The 19,641-nt window shown below is 69.8% G+C and carries 15 protein-coding genes; 1 reads left to right on the forward strand and 14 read right to left on the reverse strand.

Features of this window, described 5'->3' with window-relative positions:
* Window positions 1-293: 293 nt before the first annotated feature.
* Together ppc and ABVN73_RS25595 are read right to left on the reverse strand one after the other, a co-directional pair.
* Window positions 294-3,101: a phosphoenolpyruvate carboxylase gene (ppc, locus tag ABVN73_RS25590; protein ID WP_353861885.1), complete on the reverse strand. Its 2,808-nt coding sequence runs from the start codon at window positions 3,099-3,101 to the stop codon at window positions 294-296.
* A 310-nt stretch (window positions 3,102-3,411) separates the two neighbouring features.
* Window positions 3,412-4,284: an SMP-30/gluconolactonase/LRE family protein gene (locus tag ABVN73_RS25595; RefSeq protein ID WP_353861886.1), complete on the reverse strand. Its 873-nt coding sequence runs from the start codon at window positions 4,282-4,284 to the stop codon at window positions 3,412-3,414.
* Between the two features lie 256 nt (window positions 4,285-4,540).
* On the opposite strand from ABVN73_RS25595, the gene fbaA reads away from it, so the two are divergent.
* Complete coding sequence (gene fbaA, locus ABVN73_RS25600; protein WP_353861887.1) at window positions 4,541-5,620, forward strand: class II fructose-bisphosphate aldolase; 1,080 nt, start codon at window positions 4,541-4,543, stop codon at window positions 5,618-5,620.
* A 44-nt stretch (window positions 5,621-5,664) separates the two neighbouring features.
* Here the strand turns inward: fbaA and ABVN73_RS25605 are convergent, their stop codons facing one another.
* From ABVN73_RS25605 to ABVN73_RS25660, 12 genes are all read right to left on the reverse strand, one after another.
* Window positions 5,665-6,513, reverse strand: a complete 849-nt coding sequence (locus tag ABVN73_RS25605) for a hypothetical protein (RefSeq protein WP_353861888.1) — start codon at window positions 6,511-6,513, stop codon at window positions 5,665-5,667.
* A gap of 77 nt (window positions 6,514-6,590) precedes the next feature.
* On the reverse strand, window positions 6,591-7,445 hold the full coding sequence (locus ABVN73_RS25610; RefSeq protein ID WP_353861889.1) for a glycosyltransferase: 855 nt from the start codon (window positions 7,443-7,445) through the stop codon (window positions 6,591-6,593).
* Window positions 7,446-7,725: 280 nt separating this feature from the next.
* Entirely contained in the window at window positions 7,726-9,207 is a 1,482-nt protein-coding gene (gene ccoG, locus ABVN73_RS25615) for a cytochrome c oxidase accessory protein CcoG (RefSeq protein ID WP_353861890.1), read from the reverse strand.
* A gap of 173 nt (window positions 9,208-9,380) precedes the next feature.
* Window positions 9,381-11,897 (reverse strand): extracellular solute-binding protein, encoded by a 2,517-nt coding sequence (locus ABVN73_RS25620; RefSeq protein ID WP_353861891.1) that lies wholly within the window; start codon window positions 11,895-11,897, stop codon window positions 9,381-9,383.
* Window positions 11,884-12,558, reverse strand: coding sequence for a response regulator transcription factor (locus tag ABVN73_RS25625; RefSeq protein ID WP_014200002.1), 675 nt, complete (start codon window positions 12,556-12,558; stop codon window positions 11,884-11,886). Before ABVN73_RS25625 ends, ABVN73_RS25620 begins: the two co-directional genes overlap by 14 nt.
* A gap of 38 nt (window positions 12,559-12,596) precedes the next feature.
* A complete protein-coding gene (locus ABVN73_RS25630; RefSeq protein ID WP_353861892.1) occupies window positions 12,597-13,475 on the reverse strand; it encodes a universal stress protein in 879 nt (292 codons plus the stop codon).
* Window positions 13,476-13,488: 13 nt separating this feature from the next.
* Entirely contained in the window at window positions 13,489-14,160 is a 672-nt protein-coding gene (locus ABVN73_RS25635; RefSeq protein WP_353861893.1) for a TerC family protein, read from the reverse strand.
* 27 nt (window positions 14,161-14,187) lie between these two features.
* Window positions 14,188-15,720, reverse strand: coding sequence for a tripartite tricarboxylate transporter permease (locus ABVN73_RS25640; protein ID WP_353861894.1), 1,533 nt, complete (start codon window positions 15,718-15,720; stop codon window positions 14,188-14,190).
* Between the two features lie 67 nt (window positions 15,721-15,787).
* Window positions 15,788-16,276, reverse strand: a complete 489-nt coding sequence (locus tag ABVN73_RS25645; RefSeq protein WP_353861895.1) for a tripartite tricarboxylate transporter TctB family protein — start codon at window positions 16,274-16,276, stop codon at window positions 15,788-15,790.
* Between the two features lie 69 nt (window positions 16,277-16,345).
* Complete coding sequence (locus ABVN73_RS25650; protein ID WP_353861896.1) at window positions 16,346-17,323, reverse strand: tripartite tricarboxylate transporter substrate-binding protein; 978 nt, start codon at window positions 17,321-17,323, stop codon at window positions 16,346-16,348.
* Between the two features lie 73 nt (window positions 17,324-17,396).
* Window positions 17,397-18,368, reverse strand: a complete 972-nt coding sequence (locus tag ABVN73_RS25655) for a tripartite tricarboxylate transporter substrate binding protein (protein ID WP_353861897.1) — start codon at window positions 18,366-18,368, stop codon at window positions 17,397-17,399.
* Window positions 18,369-18,864: 496 nt separating this feature from the next.
* A complete protein-coding gene (locus tag ABVN73_RS25660; RefSeq protein ID WP_353861898.1) occupies window positions 18,865-19,617 on the reverse strand; it encodes a TSUP family transporter in 753 nt (250 codons plus the stop codon).
* Window positions 19,618-19,641 lie beyond the last annotated feature (24 nt).

Raw genomic sequence — 19,641 nt, forward strand, 5'->3', positions numbered from 1 at the left:
TTCCCTCACCGGGACAACAGGCTCCACAGCCAAAGCGTGCGCAGAAAAAAGGCCACCGGGGTGGTCCCCGATGGCCTTCGAGTCTAGGGAGGAAACGTCCAGGGCATCGCCCGGCCGCCGCAGCGGCGGCCGGCAACGCTTGAACACCAGAGAAGCATACTAATATATTAATATGAAAGCAAGCGGGAAATCGGGGGTGGCAACCCGTTTTCGGGGCCGCTCCACGGTTTCGCCGCCCCCGCGTCCGGCCCGCCGAGGCGACGGGACGGATGCGGGGGCACGGCCACCCGGGTTCAGCCGCTGTTGCGCAGGCCAGCGGCAACGCCGTTGATCGACATTAGGATGCCGCGCCGCACCCGCTCGTCGCTGCTGCCGGCGCGGTGGCGCCGCAGAAGCTCGACCTGCACATGGTTCAGCGGGTCCATGTAGGGGAAGCGGTTGCGGATCGACCGCGCCAGCAGCGGGTTCTCGCCCAGCAGCTCGTCATGGCCGGCGATGGCCAGCAGATGGCGGCGGGTGCGCTGCCACTCCTCGCGGATGCGGCCGAAGATGCGCTCGCGCAGCTCGACGTCCTCGACCAGTTCGGCGTAGCGCGAGGCGATGGCGAGGTCGCTCTTGGCCAGCACCATGTCCATGTTGGACAGCAGCGACTTGAAGAACGGCCAGGCGCGGTTCATGCGCTGGAGCAGGGCGAGCCCGTCCGGCTCCTCCTTCAGCCAGGCCTCCACGGCGCTGCCGAAGCCGTACCAGCCCGGCAGCATCAGGCGGCACTGCGCCCAGGAGAAGACCCAGGGAATGGCGCGCAGATCCTCGATGCGGTCCGACTTGGTGCGCGAGGCCGGGCGGCTGCCGATGTTCAGCGTGGCGATTTCCGAGATCGGCGTGGCCGTGCGGAAATACTGGGTGAAGCCCGGCGTCTCGTAGACCAGCCCGCGGTAGGCGCCGAAGGCCAGCTCCGACAGCCGTTCCATCGCCGCGTAGAAGGACTCCGCCGGCTCGACGCGGTTCTCCAGGTCGAGCAGGGTGGCTTCCAGAGTCGCCGCGGTCAGGACCTCCAGGTTGCGCTGCCCGACCTCGGGGCGGCCGTACTTCGAGGCGATGACCTCGCCCTGCTCGGTGATGCGGATCTGGCCGGACACCGCGCCGGTCGGCTGGGCCAGGATGGCCTGATAGCTGGGGCCGCCGCCGCGGCCGACCGAGCCGCCGCGGCCGTGGAACAGCCGCATGCGCACGCCGTGCCGGTCGAACAGCTTGGCCAGCTCGATCTCCGCCTTGTACAGCTCCCAGCCGGAGGTCAGGAAGCCGCCGTCCTTGTTGCTGTCCGAATAGCCGAGCATCACCTCCTGCTCGTCCCCGCGCGAGGTGACCAGGGCGCGGTAGGCGGGCAGGGTGAACAGCCGCTCCATCGTCGCCGGGGCCTGCCGGAGATCCTCGATCGTCTCGAACAGCGGGACGATGTTGAGGCCGAGCGCCGGGGCGCCCCCCGCTCCCGGGCGCAGCAGGCCGGATTCCTTGAGGAGCAGCGCCACCTCCAGCAGATCGGACGCGCCGTCCGTCTTGGAGATGATGCTGTTCGGCAGGGCGGCGGCGCCGTAGGTCTCGCGCAGCTGGCGGGCGGCGAAGAAGATCGCCAGTTCGCCCGCCGTCTCCTCCGAATAGGCGTGGTAGGGCGAATGGAGCGGGCGCGGGCTCTGGATTTCCTCGGCCAGCAGGGCGATGCGCTCGTCCTCCGACAGGGCGGTGTAATCGGCGCAGCGCCCGGCGACGGCCAGCAGCTCCGCCACCGTGCGCTGGTGCACGTCGGAGTTCTGGCGCAGGTCGATGGGCGCCAGATGGAAGCCGAAGGTCTTCACCGCGATGATCAGGCGGCGCAGCCGGCCGGCGGCCAGACGCCCCGCCCCGTGGGCCTTCAGCGAGGCGGCGAGCACCTCCAGGTCGGCCAGCAGCTCGGCGCTGGTGGCGTAGGGATCGCCCTTGCCGACCGCGTTGCGCAGCGCCTCATGCTGGTCGAGCGTGCGCAAGGTGGCCGCCAGACGGGCGTAGATGCCGGTCAGGGCGCGGCGGAACGGCTCGTCGGCGCGGTGCGGCGAATGGTCGGGGGAGCGCTTGGCCAGTTCCTCCAGCTCCGGCGAGGTGCCGAGCAGCAGCTCGGACAGCGGCAGCTCGCCGCCCAGCTCGTGGATCTCGGTCAGATAGTGGTCGAGCGCGGCGGTCGATTGCAGGCGCATCGCCTCGCGCAGGATCGGGGCGGTGACGAAGGGGTTGCCGTCGCGGTCGCCGCCGATCCAGGAACCGATGCGGAAATAAGGCGGCAGCGACCAGTCCCGGTCGGGGAAGCGCTTGGCCAGCAGATCCTCGAAGCGGCAGAACAGCTTCGGCAGCTCGGCGAAGAAGGTGTCGGTGTAGTAGGAGATGCCGTTCTTCACCTCGTCGATCACGGCGAGGCGCTGCGGGCGCAGCATGCGGGTGCGCCACAGCGTGAGAATGGCCTCCTGGAGCGCGTCCATGTTGGCCTCCGCCTCCTCCGGCGTCAGGCGGGAGCGGTCGCGCGTGTCCAGCAGGGAGGCCACCTTGTGCTCCAGCGCCAGGATGCTCTTGCGCTGGACCTCGGTCGGGTGGGCGGTCAGCACCGGGCTGACCTGGGCGATCTCCAGCATGCCGGCCAGCCGGTCCGGCCCGACGCCGGCGGCCTCCAGCCGCTCCAGCGCGTAGGGCAGGGTGCCCTCCCGCGCCGGCGAGCCGGCGATGGCGTGGTCGCGGGTGCGCCGGATGTGGTGCTGGTCCTCGGCGATGTTGGCGAGGTGCAGGAAGTAGGAGAAGGCGCGCACCACCGACATCATCGTGTCGCGCGGCAGGCCGTTCAGGATCTCGGCCATCTCGCGGCGGGCGGAATCGTCGTCGTCGCGGTTGAAGCGGACCGACGCCTGGCGCACGCTCTCGATGACGCCGTAGACGCCGTCGCCCTCCTGCTCGCGCACCGTGTCGCCGAGCAGGCGGCCGAGCAGGCGGATGTCCTCGCGCAGCGGGAAATCCTTGTCGTCGGTGCCGGTTTCGGTGTCGCTGACCGGAGCGGTGGAATGAAGGGCGGCGTCGGTGGTCATCGTGGGTCGCTCCGGCTGTGCGAAGGTGGAACCGTCGAAAGGATCGGCGTGCAACTGTAAAGCAGTTTGCTGCACCCGCTAAAGCCCTTTTTCCCTTGTGGGAGAATGGCTTCGGCACGGTTGCGGACCCCGCCGCCCGGGTGGCGCCGGTTGCGCTGCGGTGTCCGCACAGATCTATCACTTGGCGGAAGGGCCCGCCACGGCGGCGCGCGATCCTTCCGCCATGCGGTGACGGCTGCTGTTCAGCTCAAGAGTTATACTAGTATATCAAATCCGCTGGCAAGACCGGCGGACGGGACCCATGCCCTGGTCAGGGCGCGCCGAATTGACCCGGCGGCAGGCCGACGACGCCGGGCGTGCAGGCGAACAGCCCGCCGGCCAGCGGCTCCCCGTCCGGCGCGTCCTGGGCGGCGGTGGTGATGAAGAGCTGGTCCAGCCCCGGCCCGCCGAAGGCGCAGGAGGTGACGTTGGACACCGGCAGCCGCACCACCCGGTCCAGCGTCCCGTCCGGCCGGAAGCGGCTGACCCGCCCGCCGCTCCAGTGGGCGACCCAGAGATGGCCCTCGGCGTCGCAGGTCATGCCGTCGGGATAGCCGTCCTCCTCGCCGAAGCGGATGTGGACGCGCTTGCCGGACAGGGCGCCGTCCGCGGCCAGGGCGAAGGCGTAGATGGTCCGGGACGGGCTGTCGGTGTGGTAGAGCGTCCGCCCGTCCGGGGACAAGGCGGGGCCGTTGCTGACCGTGTAGCCCGTGTCCACCCGTTCCACGGAGCCGTCCGGCCCGACGCGGTGGAGGGCGCCGGAGGCCTCCCGCTCCGCGTCGTCCATGCTGCCCACCCACAGGCGGCCCGCCGCGTCGGCCATGGCGTCGTTCAGCCGGTTGCCGGGACGGTCCTCCTCCAGCCGCAGCAGTTCGGCCCCCACCGAGAGCCGGTCGCCGTCGAGCGTCAGGCCGACCAGCCGGCGCGAGCGCAGCCCGGCGATGAAGCCGGCGCCGCCCGCCCGCTCGACCAGCCAGCAGGCGGCCTCCTCCAGCGGCCAGGCGCGGCCCCGGCCATCGGCGGGGGTGTAGCGCAGCAGGCGCGACCCCCGGATGTCCACGGCGAACAGGGCGTTGCGCGCCGGCGACCAGACCGGCCCCTCGCCAAGCTGCGCGTCCGTCTTCCAGACACAGTGAGCGTCCATGGTCCCGGTCTCCTTCTTCAGATCTCGTTCTTCAGATCTCGACGGCGATGGCGCCTGGCGGCTGTCGCGGGTCCTTTCGTCACAGGCCCGGAGTGGCTTTCGCGGCAAGTCTTTTGCAGCGTTCCGGCGCGGGAAGTGGCAAAAAGAGCGCGTGGCGTTCGCCGGTCCCATGCCCATATGGGGCTTGGCCGAACGATCGAACCGACGTTTGAACCAACGTCTCAAGGCAGTATTTTTCCGAGGGAGGAATTCACCCATGTCTGCCCCGACCCGACTGAAGCCCGGCGTCGTGACCGGAGAGGACTACCGCGCGCTGATCGCCGCCTGCCAGGACGGCGGTTACGCTCTGCCGGCGGTCAACGTGGTCGGCACCAACGGGATCAACGCCGTCCTCGAGGCGGCGGCGAAGAACCGCTCCGACGTGATCGTGCAGCTGTCCAACGGCGGCGCCCGCTTCTACGCCGGCGAGGGCATGAAGGACGCGCTCCAGGCGCGCATCCTCGGCGCCGTGTCGGCGGCCCAGCACGTCCATCTTCTGGCCGAGCAGTACGGCGTCTGCGTCGTCCTGCACACGGACCACGCGAACAAGGGTCTGATTCCCTGGGTCGAGGGCATGATCGGCCATGGCGAGGAGCATTTCCGCCGCACCGGCCGGCCGCTGTTCAGCTCGCACATGCTCGACCTGTCTGAGGAGTCGCTGGACTTGAACCTGTCGGAATGCGCCCGCATCCTCAAGCGCCTCGCCCCGCTGGGCATGAGCCTGGAGATCGAGTTGGGCGTGACCGGCGGCGAGGAGGACGGCATCGGGTCGGAGGATCTGGACGCCGCCAACAACGCCCACCTCTACACCCAGCCGGAGGACGTGCTGCGCGCCTACGAGGAGCTGTCGCCCATCGGCCATTTCTCGGTCGCGGCCTCCTTCGGCAACGTGCACGGCGTCTACGCCCCGGGCAACGTCAAGCTGCGCCCGGAAATCCTCGGCGCCTCGCAGGCCCTGGTGTCGGAGCGTCACGGCGGCGGTGCCAAGCCGCTGGCCCTGGTGTTCCACGGCGGTTCGGGGTCGGAGAAGGAGAAGATCGCCCAGGCGGTCGGCTTCGGCGTGTTCAAGATGAACATCGACACCGACACCCAGTTCGCCTTCGCCGAGTCCATCGGCGGCTTCGTGCTGGAGAATCAGGCGGCCTTCCGCCATCAGATCGACCCGCAGTCGGGCAAGCCGCTGAAGAAGCTGTACGACCCGCGCAAGTGGCTGCGCCTGGGCGAGCAGGGCATGGTCCGCCGCCTCGACGAGGCCTTCGCCGATCTGGGCGCCGCCGGCAAGTCGCTGGCCGGCTGATCCGTCGGGGATCGGGGGTGGGGGGCCGGCATGGCCGCTCACCCCTACACCGACGGCGGCACCGCGATCACCGGTTCCGGCGGCGTTGCAACCATCGCCGGAGCCGGGGCCGGGGTCGAGGTCAGGACCGGCGCCGGAGGCGCTGCGAAATCCACGGCCAGCTGCTCCACCGTCATCGATCCGGCGCCCGCCGCCACCTCCGCGCCGAACTGGAAACCCAGAATCCAGTCCGTCTCGTTGACGATGCCGCGTCCCTGAAGCTCGTCCAGCAGCCCGTCCAGGTCCAGCGTCCCGGCCAGCCGGTCGTCGCCGTATTGCAGGACCGTGTATTCCCAGTCGATCGGGTTGCCGTCCACCCCGCCGCTGAACACCGGCTTGTTCCACAGCGTGGCCTTCCCCTGCGCGTCGCCCAGCGTCGCGACCGGCTCACCGGCGGGGGTGAAGTAACCGCTGTGCAGCCACACCATGACCTCGTCGGTCACCCCTTCGATCCCCTTCTTCGGGTCGTCGCCGATCCACAGGCTGACGGCGACGTTGTAGAGGTCCGGCGCACCGGTCAGTCCGACCTTGTAAGTCACGTCGAAGTTCGGCAGGTCGGCGATCCGCGCCGGCAGGACCTTGCTGGTGGATGGCGCGTCGTTCCACGGGTTGACCCCGTGCGTCAGCTCGGGGTAGGCCCGCACCGGGTAATTCTCGTAGGTCAGGGCCCGCCGGCTGTCGTAGGGCCAGTTCCAGCTGATCACCGTCCCGTTGGGAAAGGTCGCCTCGTCGATGGCGATGGACTGGGTGAAGTCCTTGCCGTTGCGGTAGCCGCCCGGATTCCAGACGTTGCTGCTGGCTGCCCAGCCGCCCACCTCCAGGCGGTCGGCGCTTCCCGTCAGCTTGGTGGTCATGATGGGTCCCCGCTCCGTGGTTTCCGGTCCGGCGTCGGGGCTTCAACAAGGGCGGAGGGCGATGATCGCGGCAGCGCTCACCGCCCCACGGACAGCTGGCGGTCGATGTCACGGGCGAGGCGATCCATCGGGCTCTCCGGCTCGATGACGTCGTGCCACTTGTTGTGCCAGTGGAAGCAGAAGGCGCCGGGGAAGAAGCTGTCGAGATCGAAGGCGACCGGCGACGCCCTCAGGAAATCCCTGAAGTGCAGCACGGGATTGTCGATCCATCCGGCGTCGAACCAGGGGCACGGCAGCACCAGAATGTCCATCGGCGTGTCGTACACCAGACCGGCCTGTTGGAAACCCCAGCCGCGCCCCCGTTTCCGGATGAACTCGATGTTGCCCCTCATCGCCTCCGACCGGGGCGTGGGGGAGATGTAGAGCGCGCCGTTGGGATAGCTCTGCTGTTCCCAGCGGTAGGCCAGGATCTTGCCGGGAAACTGGTTCAGGAGTGGCGTGACGCTCCTCAGGAACAGGCAGTCGAGGTCGAACCACACACCGCCGTATTTGTAGAGCAGGATGTAGCGGACGATGTCGGAGTAGAAGGACGCGTCGAGCGACCGCCCGAAATCATTCCCCTCGAGAAAGGTCCCGCGGCATTCGTCGCGCTCGGAAAAGGCGCGGATCTCGGCGTATTGTCCGATGTCGTCCCGATGCGCGTTCTCGACGCCGTTCCGCGTCCACAGGATGATTTTGTTCGCGCGGCCACGGACATTGAACAGGTAGCAGCTTTTGATCGAGATGAGGTGCTTCTCGTTCAGCGCGCCGTCCCAGTAGGCGTGGAAGGTGAGCGGCTCCGCCGGAGGCGTCTCGTCCTTGATGAGCTTGGCGACTTCGAGCGCCAGAAGTTCGTGGGCGAAATCCTCCGGCGCGAATTTCAGCACTTCCATCCATGGCCCCTTCACGACGCCGGTCTTGGGACATTCTTCCGTCGCGTGCGGTTATGCAACAGGTCCGGCGCGGCCGGCAACCTCCTCCCGGACGGCGGCGGGCGTCCGGGAGGAGGTTGCCGGCCTCTCCTGCGCAGGCCGTCACTTGCCCTTGCGGGTCAGCAGGAAGGCGAAGACGCCGATGGTCACGACGAACACGCTGACGGCGCCGACCAGGGCGATGTAGGTGGTGGTGTCGAAATGCATGGCGCGATCTCCTTGGTGGCCGGGAATGACGGGATCAGGGACCGAGGAAGACGGTCTCGTGCTGGACGGTCAGCCCGTCCGGCTGGCGGGTGACGACGAAGGCCGTGGGGGTCGATGGCTGGCGCAGCGCCTCCTTCGGCACGCGGACCAGCACGCGGTGGGTCGCCACGCTGTCGGGATCGGCCTGGATCAGGACGGAGCCGTCCGCCGCCGCGTCTTCGCCGCCGGCCACCGACAGGGCGGCGCCGGGAAGCCCGCTGACGGACAGGCGGTAGCTCTGGGCCGCACGCGTCATGTTCAGGACCTTGACCGTGTAGGCGTTCTGGATCTCGCCGTTGGACAGGGTGACGAACAGCGGCGCGCGGTCGCGCAGGATGTTCACGTCCACCTTCGGCTTCAGCACCAGCCCGGCGGCCATCATCCCGCCGACGACGACCAGCAGCAGCGTGTAGATGATGGTGCGCGGGCGGACCGGCTTGAACGCCGGCTTGGCGCCGTTGGCCCGCGCGATCTGGGCGTTCAGGGAATCGAAGCGGACCAGATCGCCGGGCCGCCCGATCCTCGCCATCACGTCGTTGCAGGCGTCCACGCACAGGCCGCAGCCGATGCAGGCGAGCTGGGGGCCGTTGCGGATGTCCACCCCGGTCGGGCAGACATGGACGCAGGCCCCGCAGTCGATGCAGTCGCCCAGCCCCTTCGCCTTGCGCTCCTCCCAGCTTTGCGAGCGCTTCAGATGGCCGCGGCCCTCGCCCCGCCAGTCCTCATAGGTGACGGTCAGGCTCTCCTCGTCCTGCATCGCCGCCTGGAAGCGCGGCCAGGGGCACATGTAGATGCACACCTGCTCGCGCGCGTGGCCGGCCAGCAGATAGGTGGTCGCGGTGAACAGCCCGACGAACAGCAGCACGGTCGAGGACGCCTCGAACCGCAGCATCTCCAGCGCCAGGGTCGGGGCGTCGTTGAAATAGAAGACCCAGGCCCCGCCGGTCAGCAGCGCGATGAGCAGCCACGCGGCGTGCTTGGCCGCCTTCTTGCCCAGCTTGGCCGGCGACCAGGGGGCGTGGTCGAGGCGGATGCGGTCGCCGCGGTCGCCCTCGATCCGGCGCTCCACCCACAGGAACAGGTCGCTCCACACCGTCTGCGGGCAGGCGTAGCCGCACCAGACGCGCCCGGCGAGCGCGGTCGCCAGGAACAGGCCGATGGCCCCCAGGATCAGCGCGCCGGTCAGGTAATAGACCTGCTGCGGCCACAGCTCGATGAAGAAGACGTACAGGCGGCGGCCCGGCATATCCACCAGCACCGCTTGGTCCGGCGCGTTGGGGCCGCGGTCCCAGCGGATCCAGGGGGTGATGTAATAGAGGCTCAGCAGACAGATCAGCGTCAGCCATTTCAGCCGGCGGAAGGCGCCGGCGACCGACTTCGGATAGATCTTGTTGTGCCTGGCGTAAAGGCTGCTCTTGCGCGCGGGTTCCGCGGGGCGGGTGGCGGTTTGCGGCTCGGTGGTGGAAACGCTCATCATGCTCGTCCGTGGTTCGGCCCGCGGACATGGGTGCGGAGGGGGCAGAGCAGGGGCGGGCCGTCCCCCCAGGCTAGGGAGAGGGCGCGGCGCCGCCTTTGCGAATCCGCAAACGGATGGGGGTGGGGCGTCGATTTTCGCCGGAGGATGCGGTGGAGTGCGGGGCCTTTCCCGGCTCAGGGCAGCAGGATCGCCGACTGCCATTGCTGGAGGAAGCGCTCCCGCTTCAGCCGGTCGAGGAAGACCAGCAGGGCCGGGCTGAGGGCGATGGGGTGCAGCGGCGCCGCCGTGCTGGAGCGCAGGCCCGACGCCGACGCCTCCCGCTTGATGCCGGAGGAGATGGCGTAGAGGGCGGAGCGGTCGGCCACCACCTCCTGCCCGCGCGGCGACAGCAGATAGTCGATGAACGCCCCGGCGAGCTGCGGGCGGGGCGCCGTCCGGGGGATCACCGCGACGCGGGAGATGACCAGCGTGTAGTCCTCCGGCACCACGATGCCGATGGGCGCCCCCGCCGCTGCCCGCGCCCGCGCGTAGGAACCGAGGACGTTGTAGGCGATCAGCACCTCGCCCCGCTCCACCATGTCGAGGATCTCGCCGGAGCAGCAGGCCAGCCGCGCCTGGGCGTTGCCCATCACCGCGACGAGCTGCCAGTACTGGCCGAACAGCAGGGCATCGTGGGAGGCCAGCAGATAGCCGATGCCGCTGGTGGCGGTGTCGTAGGTGGCGACCCGCCGGCTGAAGCGTGCCGGGTCGTCACGCAGCAGCCGGATCAGCGCGGGGCGCGTGCGCGGCGCCTGGGCGTCGGGCAGCAGGTCGCGGTTGTAGGCGATCACCGCCGGTTCGAAGGTGAAGCCGAACGCCTCGTCCCGCCAGTTCGCCCAGTCCGGCAGCGCGTCCGTCAGGGCGGAGCGGTGAGGCTGGGTGTAGCCGTCATTGACCAGCTTCACCTGCAGGTCGGAGGCGGAACTGATGAGCAGGTCGGGAGTCTCCGCCGCGGCTCCCTTCGCTGGAACGGTCACCGCCTCGGCGTAGAGGTCGGCGGTGTCCATGTCCTTGTACTCGACGGTGACGTCGGGGTGGAGCTGCTGGAAGTCGAGGACCAGCGGCTCGATGGCCTGCCGGTCGGTGGCGGAATGGATGCGCAGCCGCTCCCGCTCGCCGCCGGGGGCGGGGTAGGTGAGCAGTTGCGCCGCCTGCGCCCAGGGCGCCCAGAGCAGGGCGGCGAGGAGCAGCAACGGCAGCAGGGCCCGCGCGGCCCCCGCTCCTGCCGCGGCGGTGCCGCCGTCCGCCGTCGGGAAGTCGATGCGCGCGATCAGTCCGCCGCCGGGGCGGTCGAGCAGGGACAAATCCGCTCCGTGCGCCTCCACCACCGAGGTGACGATGGCGAGGCCCAGCCCGCTGCCCGCCACCCCGGCGGCGGAGCTGCCGCGCCCGAACCGCTCCAGCACGCGGCGCTTCTCGGCGTCCGGCACGCCGGGGCCGCGGTCGGCGATCTCCACGCGCAGGCCCCGCCCGTCCGGCCGCTGGGTCAGGGTCAGGTCGATGGGGCCGGACGGGCCGGCGTACTTCACCGCGTTGTCGAGCAGGTTGGTCAGCGCCTCGCGCAGGCTGATGGCGTCGCCGGGGACGGTGGCCGTCTCCGCCGCGCGGTCGATGTCCAGGCGGATCGCCGTGTCGCCGGCCACCGCGCGGGCGCGCTGGAACACCTGCTCCAGCAGGGCGCCGAGGTCGACGTCCTCGGGCTTCAGCGCCTCGCTGCGGTGGATCACCATGGCGTGGTTGAGGAGCTGGCTGGTCAGCTGGCTGGCCTCCACCGCGTTGCGGTGCACGCGCTGGGCGATGCGGTGGAGCGCGTCGGGATCGTCCTCGTCGATGGCGAGTTCGGCCTGCAGGCGCAGGCTGGCCAGCGGCGTGCGGATCTGGTGGGCGGCGTCGGCCAGGAAGGTCTGCATGGTGTCGAGGTTGGATTGGAGCCGGGCCATGAGCTGGTTGATCGCCTGGACGAGCTGGGAGACCTCCTGCGGCGGCGGCATGGCGATGGGGGAGAAATCGTGGGGCTGCCGCTCGCGGATCATCCGCTCCAGCGAGCCCAGCGGGGCCAGCGCCTGCCGCACGCCGAACCAGATCAGCCCGCCCGCCGCGACGACGGTGAAGGCGATGGGCAGGAAGGCGTTCGCCAGGATGTCGCGGGCCAGAGCCCCGCGCTCCTCCCGCGTCTGGGCGACGGCGATGGTGACCCAGCCGCCAAGCTCCGGCTGCGTGGCGAAGCGCTTCAGGACGGCGACGCGCACCGGCATGCCGCGGAAGGTGGCGTTCTCGAACCGGGTGGCGGAATCGCCGCCCGCCGCGCCGGCGACCCCGGCCTTGGCGGGGGCCACCGGCAGGTCGTGGTAGCCGGTGACCAGCTCGCCGTCCGGGGCGGTGATCCGGTAGAACACGCGGTCGCGCCGCGCCTGGGCCAGGATGCCAAGCGAGGAGTAGGGCAGGTCGACGGAGAAGCGCCCGTCCTCCACCCGCACCGTGTCGGAGATCGACAGCGCCGACGCCATCAGCAGCCGGTCGAAGGCGGCGTCGGCGGCGCGCTGGGCGTAGGCGCTGATGAACAGGAACAGCCCGGCGGTCAGGACGGCCAGAACGCCGAGCAGCCGGATGAACAGCCGTCGCCGCAGCGAGAATCCCTCAGCCTTCGGCACACACTTCCGCCACATACCCCAGCCCCCGAACCGTCCGGATCTCCACCGACGCGCCCTCCAGCTTGCGCCGGAGGCGGGAGACATACAACTCGATGGCGTTCAGCGCGGTGGGCTGGTCGAGGCTGAACAGCCGGTCCATCAGGTCCTCCTTGGACAGGACGGTGTTCAGGTTGCTGAGGAACAGCTCCAGCAACCGGAACTCGCGGCCGCCGAGATCGACGGGGCGACCGTCGACCAGCACCTTCTTGGCCGCGGCGTCGAAGACCAGATTGCCGAACTGCGTGCGCGAGGAGGCGAGCCCGTGCGAGCGGCGCAGCAGGGCGCGGCAGCGGGCTTCCAGTTCCCGCAGGTCGAAGGGCTTCACGATGAAGTCGTCGGCGCCGAGGTCGAGCAGGTCGACCCGGACATTCACCTGGGAGCGGGCGGTCATCACCAGCACCGGCGTGGCGTCGCGGCGCTGGCGCAGGCGGTTCAGCAGCGTCTGCCCGTCCACCCCCGGCAGCATGATGTCGAGCAGGACGAGCTGGTACGCCTCCTGGCGCAGCAGCTCCTCCGCCTCGTCCCCGGTCGGCGCCCAGTCGACGGCGTAGCCCAGCTTGCGCAGCCGGTGGACGATGGCGTCGGCCAGATCCTCGGTGTCCTCGACGACAAGTATGCGCATGGTCCGCCTCCCGGTGCCGGGGCACCGTAATGCACAAATCAGTGCGCCATGAAGATGGGAATGGCGGGCGGTTCGCGCAGCACGTCGAGCGTCACGCCGCCCCACACCCGTTCGCGGACCCGGCTGTGGCCATAGGCGCCCATCACCAGCAGGTCGCAGCCGGCTTCGGCCGCCGTCTCCTGCAAGGCCCGCCCGACCGCCCGGCCGGACGCCGCGACCCGGCGGATCGACGCCGCCACGCCGTGCAGCGCCAGAAAGGCCGACAGGCGGTCGGGGTCGGACGCGCGTCCGGGGTCGGCGACGTCGGCCGACAGGATGACCGCCTTGCCGGCGCGCTGCAGGAGCGGCAGCGCCGCCGCGACCGCTCGCGCGGCGGCCGCCCCGCCGTCCCAGGCCACGGCCACCGCGGAGCCGACCGACGCCGGTTCGCCCGCCGGCGCCAGCAGCAGCGGACGGCCGGAGCCGAACAGGCTGGCCTCGATGGCCGGTCCCATGGCGTTGGTCCCGTCGGAGGTCTGGGCGATCACCACCAGATCGGCGAGCCGGGCCTCCTCCGCCAGCGTCTCGGCCAGAGGGCCGGTCGCCTGCTGCCAGGAGGCGGTCGGACCCTCCGCGCCCGCGACGCCGCCGGTCAGGCTGTCCGCCTCGGCGGCGGCGAAGCGGCCGCGGAACTCCTCGAACAGCTCCCGGGCGGTATCGACCACCCGCGCCTGATCCTCCTGCCCGATGCGGATGAGCTGCTCGACCAGCGCCTTGGGGATCGCGGCGCTTTCCACGGAGGTGCGGATCTCGACCTGCGGCATGACGCTCAACCCCTCCACATGGGCGCGGAAGCGGTCGGCGAGCAGAAAGGCCGTGGCGATGGCGCGGCGGTCCAGCGGCCGCCCGGTCAGGGGAACGAGAACCTTCTTGATCATCGGATTCGCTCCGTCACGATAGCCAGGAGGTGTGCATGAGGACTTCGTTGCTGCCGCGCCAGATCATGTCGAGCGCCACATAGGTGATGATGGCGAGACCGACCCAGCCGACCCAGCGGTGCTTGTGCAGGACATGCGCGATCATGTTGGCCGCAGCCCCCATCAGCACGACGGACAGCAGCAGGCCGATGACCAGGATGGTGGGGTGGTCCTTGGCTGCACCGGCCACCGCCAGCACGTTGTCGAGCGACATCGACACGTCCGCCACCACGATCTGCCAGATGGCGGCCCCCACCGTGACGCCCCCGACCGCCGCCCCGGCGGCGGCGTTTCCCGACACGCCGACCGGCGTGTCGGGGGCGTCCATCGCCTCGTCGGGCGCCACCTCGTCCGTCCCGTGGGAGCGCAGCTCGCGAAACATCTTCCAGCAGACCCACAGCAGCAGCACGCCGCCCGCGAGCGTCAGCCCGATGATGGCGAGGAGCTGGGTGGTGATCAGCGCGAAGAAGATGCGCAGGATGATGGCGGCGCCGATGCCCCAGAAGATCACCTTGCGGCGCTGGGCCAGCGGCACCGCGGCGGCCGCCATGCCGACGACGATGGCGTTGTCGCCGGCCAGCACGAGGTCGATGGCGACCACCTGTCCGAGGGCGGCGAGCTGCGACCAGAGATCCACGCTTTCCATGAAAATGTCCTTCGAGGGATGGCGGTCTTAGGTCGCGGGATGGCTGCCGGACGGCGAGGCGCTGCCGCTCTTGCCCGCCCCGTTGCCGCGGTAGCGCAGGACCATCGGACCGATCACCAGCAGGGCGGCGATGATCAGCAGGGCCGCCGAGATCGGGTGGGTCAGGAAGACCGAGGGGTCGCCCTGGCTGATCGCCAGCGCGCGGCGGAACTGCTGTTCGGCCAGCGGCCCCAGGATCAGACCGACCACGCAGGGCGCCACCGGCACGTTCAGCACGCGCATGCCGAAGCCGAGCAGCCCGATCACCCACAGGATGACCAGATCGATGACGTTGTTGTTCAGCGTGTAGGCGCCGAGCGACGAGAAGACCAGGATGCCGGCGTACAGCCAGGGCCGCGGGATCAGCAGCAGCTTCACCCAGAAGCCAACCAGCGGCAGGTTCAGCACCAGCAGGAGCACGTTGCCGATGTAGAGGCTGGCGATCATGCCCCAGACCAGCTCGGGGTTGTTGTCGAACAGCGTCGGGCCGGGCTGCAGGCCGTATTGCTGGAAGGCGGCGAGCATGATGGCGGCGGTCGCCGAGGTCGGCAGGCCGAGCGAGAGCAGCGGCGCCAGCACGCCGGCGGCCGACGCGTTGTTGGCGGCCTCCGGGCCGGCGACGGCCTCGATGGCGCCCTTGCCGAACTCCTCCGGCTTCTTCGCCAGACGCTTCTCCACCAGATAGGACAGGAAGGTCGGGATCTCGCTGCCGCCGGCCGGCAGGGTGCCGATGGGGAATCCCAGCAGGGTGCCGCGCAGCCACGGCTTCCAGGAGCGCGCCCAATCCTCGCGGCTCATCCATTTGGAGCCCTTGAGCGCGTAGATCTCCTCCGTCTCGAAGCGATGGCGGGAGGCGACGTAGAGCGTCTCGCCCACCGCGAACAGGCCGACCGCGACGACCACCGTGTCGATGCCGTCGAGCAGCTCCGGAACGCCGAAGGCCAGCCGCGCCTGACCGGTCTGCATGTCGATGCCGACCAGACCCAGCGCCAGCCCGAGGAACAGGCTCGCCAGACCGCGGGCCAGCGAGCTGCCCAGCACCGCGGTGACGGTGGTCAGCGCCAGAACCATCAGCGCGAAATACTCGGCCGGGCCGAACAGCAGGGCCATCTTGACCATCAGCGGGGCGACGAAGGTCAGCGCCGCGGTGGCGATGGTGCCGGCGATGAAGGAGCCGATGGCGGCGGTCGCCAGCGCCTGGGCGCCGCGGCCCTGGCGGGCCATGGCGTGGCCGTCGATGGCGGTGACGATGCTGCCGGACTCGCCCGGCGCGTTCAGGAGGATGGAGGTCGTCGAGCCGCCGTACATCGCGCCGTAATAGATGCCGGCGAACATGATGAAGGCGGAGGTCGGCTCCAGCCCGTAGGTGACCGGCAGCAGCAGCGCCACGGTCAGCGCCGGGCCGATGCCGGGCAGCACGCCGACCGCGGTGCCCACCGTCACGCCGATCGCCGACCACAGCAGGTTGTAGGGCGTCAGCGCCACGAGGAAGCCGTGGCCCAGGGCGGCAAGGGTGTCCATTGTGCAGTTTCCTTCCCGAAGCGGGGGACCCGAGGCGGGGTCCCGAGGCTGGGCTTGTCCGGCGTCCTTACTCGGCGTCGGGGGACGTGAGCCGTTCGACGATGCTGCCCTCGGGCAGGTTCAGGCCGAGCCCGTAATTGAAGGCCACGAAGGTGAAGGCGGCGAGGGCCAGCCCGATGGCGAGATTGACCATAAGCCGCCGGCCGCCGAAGGCGCGGGAGACCGCGGCGAACAGGATGGTGGTGGAGGGAATCCAGCCCAGCGTGTCGAGCAGCAGGAACTGGACGGCCAGCCCCGCCGCGACCAGCGCCACCGCCCAGAGGTCCAGCTCCAGCCCCTCGGCGTGGGCGACGGCCCCGGCGAAGGCCTCGCGCAGCAGCGACAGGCCAACCAAAACGAGGCCGCCCGAGATCAGGTAGGGGAACAGGGCGGGGCCGACCACCGCCCGGCCGACGCTCGGGGTCAGCATGGTCTCGACCGCGATCAGGCCCCCAAGGGCGATCAGCCCGCCGCCCAGCACCGCCTCTCCGGCGCGCATGCTCCGACCGGTGGTCATCGCTTCATCCTCCCAGACTGTTTTTTGCGGACCGGTGGGCGCGGCGACCGCGCCCACCTGCTTCGGTCCTCACTTCACGAGGCCGATGTCCTTCAGCGTGCCTTCGATCTGCGCGCGCTCCTGCTTCAGGAAGGAGGCGAACTCGGCGGAGGGCTGGTAGAGGTCGATCCAGCCGCGCTGCTTCACGGCCTGCTTCCACTCGTCGCTGGCGACGGCCTTGGCGACGGCCTCCTGAAGTTCCTTCAACTCGGCCGGCTTGGCGGAGGACTGGGCGAAGACGCCGCGCCAGTTCACGAACTCCAGATCGACGCCCTGCTCCTTGAGGGTCGGCGTGTCGGAGCCCGGCAGGCGCTGCGGGGCGGAGACGGCGATGGCGCGCAGCTTGCCCGCCTGGAACTGCGGGGCGAACTCGCTGTAGCCGCCCATGCCGAGCGTCACATGGCCGCCGAGCGCCGAGGCCAGCAGCTCGCCGCCGCCCGCGGTGGCGACGTAGTTCACCTTGTTGGGATCGACGCCGACCGCCTTGGCGATCAGCCCGGCCAGGATCTGGTCGCTGCCGCCCGCCGAGCCGCCGCCCCAGGACACCGAGCCGGGGTCCGCCTTGAACTTCTTGATCAGGTCGTCGAAGGTCTTGATGGGCGAATCCGGCGGGACGACGATGGCGGTGTACTCGCCCGTCAGCCGGGCCAGCGGGGTCACCTGATCGAGCGTTACCGCCGATTTGTTGGTGACGATGGCGCCCAGCATGATCTGGCCGCCGACCAGGATCGTCGGCGTGCGCTTCTTGGCGGTGACGAACTGGGCGAGGCCGACCGTGCCGCCGGCGCCGGGGATGTTCACGACCTGGATGCCCGACGCCAGCTTCTGGTCCTGCAGAACCTGCTGGAGGGTGCGGGCGTGCTGGTCCCAGCCGCCGCCGGGGCTGGCCGGGGCGATGATCTCCAGCCCCTTGATCTCGGCCAGCGACGGGGTGGCGGCGAGGGCGGCCGTGGCGAGGACGGCGGCGGTCAGGACGCCCTTCACGGCGCCCGGCATGCGGATGGTCATGACGCTTCGCTCCATGGCTTTGTTTTTGGGGTATGTTTGTTTTGAAAACCGGTGGCCCGCCGCCGGCTGTCGGTCACTTGACGAGGCCCAGCTCGGTCAGCACGCCTTCGATCCGGGTGCGCTCGTCCTTCACGAAGGCGGCGAAGCGGTCGGGCGGCAGGTAGAGGTCGATCCAGCCACGCTCCTCGGCGATGCGCTTCCACTCGTCGGTGCGGACCATGGCGCCGACCGCGTCGTCCAGGACCTGCTTCTCCGACGCCTTCAGGTTGCCCGGCGCCATCACGGCGCGCCAGTTCACCAGCTCGACGTCCACGCCCTGCTCCTTGAAGGTCGGGACGTCGATGCCGGGAAGGCGCTGCGGGGAGGAGATCGCCAGCGCGCGCAGCTTTCCGGCCTGGAGCTGCGAGGCCATCTCGTTGTAGCCGCCGGTCGCCACGGTGATGTGGCCGCCCAGCACCGAGGCCATCATCTCGCCGCCGGCGCCGGCGGCGATGTAGTTCATCTTGGACACGTCGCCGCCGATCGCCTTGACCAGCAGGCCGTAGAGGATGTGGTCGGGGCTGCCGACGGCGAAACCGCCCCAGGAGACGGAGCCGGGATCGGCCTTGAACTTCTTCACGAGGTCGTCGAGCGTCTTCAGGGGCGAGTCCGCGGCAACGACGATGGGCTGGTACTCGCCGGTCAGGCGGGCCAGCGGGGTCACCTGATCGAGCGACACCGGCGACTTGTTGATCAGGATCGCCCCGATCATGCCGAGGCCGGAGATCATCAGGCCGGGGTTGCGCTTCTTGGCGGTGACGAACTGGCTGAGGCCGATGGTGCCGCCCGCCCCCGGAATGTTGACCACCTGGACGCTGGAGGCCAGCTTGTGGTCCTGCAGGACCTGCTGCATGGCGCGCGCGTGCTGGTCATAGCCGCCGCCGGCGTTGGCGGGGGCGATGATCTCCAGATTCTTGATCTCCGCCGACGCGGGAGCGGCGAACAGGGCGGCAGCGGCCAGCACGGCCGCCGCCAGCATCCCCTTGGCGGGGTTGCCGAGGCTCATGGTGTTTCCTCCGAATGGACTTTTTTGTTTTTTAGAACGGCGCTTGGTGCGCCTTACGGTGCCTTGGCGGCGGGGTGCTGCGGGCGCGCCTCGTAGAGGAGGACGGAGCCGCCGGCCCCCGCGCCGCAGGCGGCGCCATAAAAAAGCGGGGTTCGCTGGTCCGCCGATGCGGTCTTCGCCGTGGGTTCCGCCGGCTTTCGGGCTGCGGATTCGGTCGCCATGGTGGAGGTTCCGGAAACGGTGGTTGGTTGTTCCAACTGTTTAACAGGCGAACCTGTCATGAACCTGTCAGCCACCACCCGGGCACGCAAAATTTCGGCGCTCCACCCGGAAGAGGCGGAGACCGGTTCGCGGCGGTTTTTCCCCGCCGGGGTGATGGGGAGGTGAGCGCCTTGCCCCCTCCCTAACCCTCCCCCGCTATCGCAGGGGAGGGGACGAAATCTCCCTCCCCTGCGAAGCGGGGGAGGGCCGGGGTGGGGGCAAACGCCCCCGGAACCTACCCCACCACCAGCAGGAACAGCCCCTGGCCGAGATAAACGGTGCCGGTCAGGGCGACCAGACGCTGGCTCCAGCTGCGGAACTGAGCGTCGCTCATGGCGTCGAGCACGCGGCGCGACAGGTTCGTCCCCAGAACGGCCATGCCGATGCAGGTGAGCGTCACCGTGATGTCCAGCGCCTCCGTCTCCGACGCCGCGACGAGGGAGCCGAAATAGACCGTCTTGAACAGGTGGCCGAAGACCTGCATCGTCGCCTTGGTCGCGACGACGCTCTGCCGCGACAGGCTGGATTTCACGAAAAAGACGTCGAGCAGCGGCCCCGAGATGCCGGCGATCAGCTGCACCCCCATGCACAGCAGGCCGGCCAGCGTGCTGTGGCCGCGCCGCGACACGTTGGGCGACCAGTGCGCCGGAACCGCCATCGCCATGAAGGGCGACAGCCCCAGCACGATCAGCGCCTCCGCCTTGCCGGGCACGTAGCGGATCAGGGTGAAGACGCCGACCGCCACCGCCCCGCCCAACAGGAACCGGGCCACGATCCCCCATTGCACATGCCGCCGCCACAGCCACGCCCGCCAGCCGTTGGCGGTCATCTGCGTGATCCCGTGCAGCAGCATGGCCGATGACACCGGCAGCAGCACCAGCAGCAGCCCCATCAGCACCATGCCGCCGGCCATGCCGAACAGCCCCGACAGGAACGAGGTCACCAGCGCCGCAAGGCCGAGTCCGAGTGTCAGGGGAACCGTCAGCATCCCGCTCATCCGAAAGTTCTTTTT

The sequence above is a fragment of the Azospirillum formosense genome (assembly GCF_040500525.1).
Lineage (GTDB): Bacteria > Pseudomonadota > Alphaproteobacteria > Azospirillales > Azospirillaceae > Azospirillum > Azospirillum formosense_A.

What these genes read in the sequence shown, in the direction of transcription:
- ABVN73_RS25655 (WP_353861897.1), bottom strand. Translation starts at nt 18,368, where the DNA reads ATGAGCCTCGGCAACCCCGCCAAGGGGATGCTGGCGGCGGCCGTGCTG.
- ABVN73_RS25630 (WP_353861892.1), bottom strand. Translation starts at nt 13,475, where the DNA reads ATGATCAAGAAGGTTCTCGTTCCCCTGACCGGGCGGCCGCTGGACCGC.
- ABVN73_RS25645 (WP_353861895.1), bottom strand. Translation starts at nt 16,276, where the DNA reads ATGACCACCGGTCGGAGCATGCGCGCCGGAGAGGCGGTGCTGGGCGGC.
- ppc (WP_353861885.1), bottom strand. Translation starts at nt 3,101, where the DNA reads ATGACCACCGACGCCGCCCTTCATTCCACCGCTCCGGTCAGCGACACC.
- ABVN73_RS25660 (WP_353861898.1), bottom strand. Translation starts at nt 19,617, where the DNA reads ATGCTGACGGTTCCCCTGACACTCGGACTCGGCCTTGCGGCGCTGGTG.
- fbaA (WP_353861887.1), top strand. Translation starts at nt 4,541, where the DNA reads ATGTCTGCCCCGACCCGACTGAAGCCCGGCGTCGTGACCGGAGAGGAC.
- ABVN73_RS25640 (WP_353861894.1), bottom strand. Translation starts at nt 15,720, where the DNA reads ATGGACACCCTTGCCGCCCTGGGCCACGGCTTCCTCGTGGCGCTGACG.
- ABVN73_RS25625 (WP_014200002.1), bottom strand. Translation starts at nt 12,558, where the DNA reads ATGCGCATACTTGTCGTCGAGGACACCGAGGATCTGGCCGACGCCATC.
- ABVN73_RS25605 (WP_353861888.1), bottom strand. Translation starts at nt 6,513, where the DNA reads ATGACCACCAAGCTGACGGGAAGCGCCGACCGCCTGGAGGTGGGCGGC.
- ccoG (WP_353861890.1), bottom strand. Translation starts at nt 9,207, where the DNA reads ATGATGAGCGTTTCCACCACCGAGCCGCAAACCGCCACCCGCCCCGCG.
- ABVN73_RS25650 (WP_353861896.1), bottom strand. Translation starts at nt 17,323, where the DNA reads ATGACCATCCGCATGCCGGGCGCCGTGAAGGGCGTCCTGACCGCCGCC.
- ABVN73_RS25595 (WP_353861886.1), bottom strand. Translation starts at nt 4,284, where the DNA reads ATGGACGCTCACTGTGTCTGGAAGACGGACGCGCAGCTTGGCGAGGGG.
- ABVN73_RS25635 (WP_353861893.1), bottom strand. Translation starts at nt 14,160, where the DNA reads ATGGAAAGCGTGGATCTCTGGTCGCAGCTCGCCGCCCTCGGACAGGTG.
- ABVN73_RS25610 (WP_353861889.1), bottom strand. Translation starts at nt 7,445, where the DNA reads ATGGAAGTGCTGAAATTCGCGCCGGAGGATTTCGCCCACGAACTTCTG.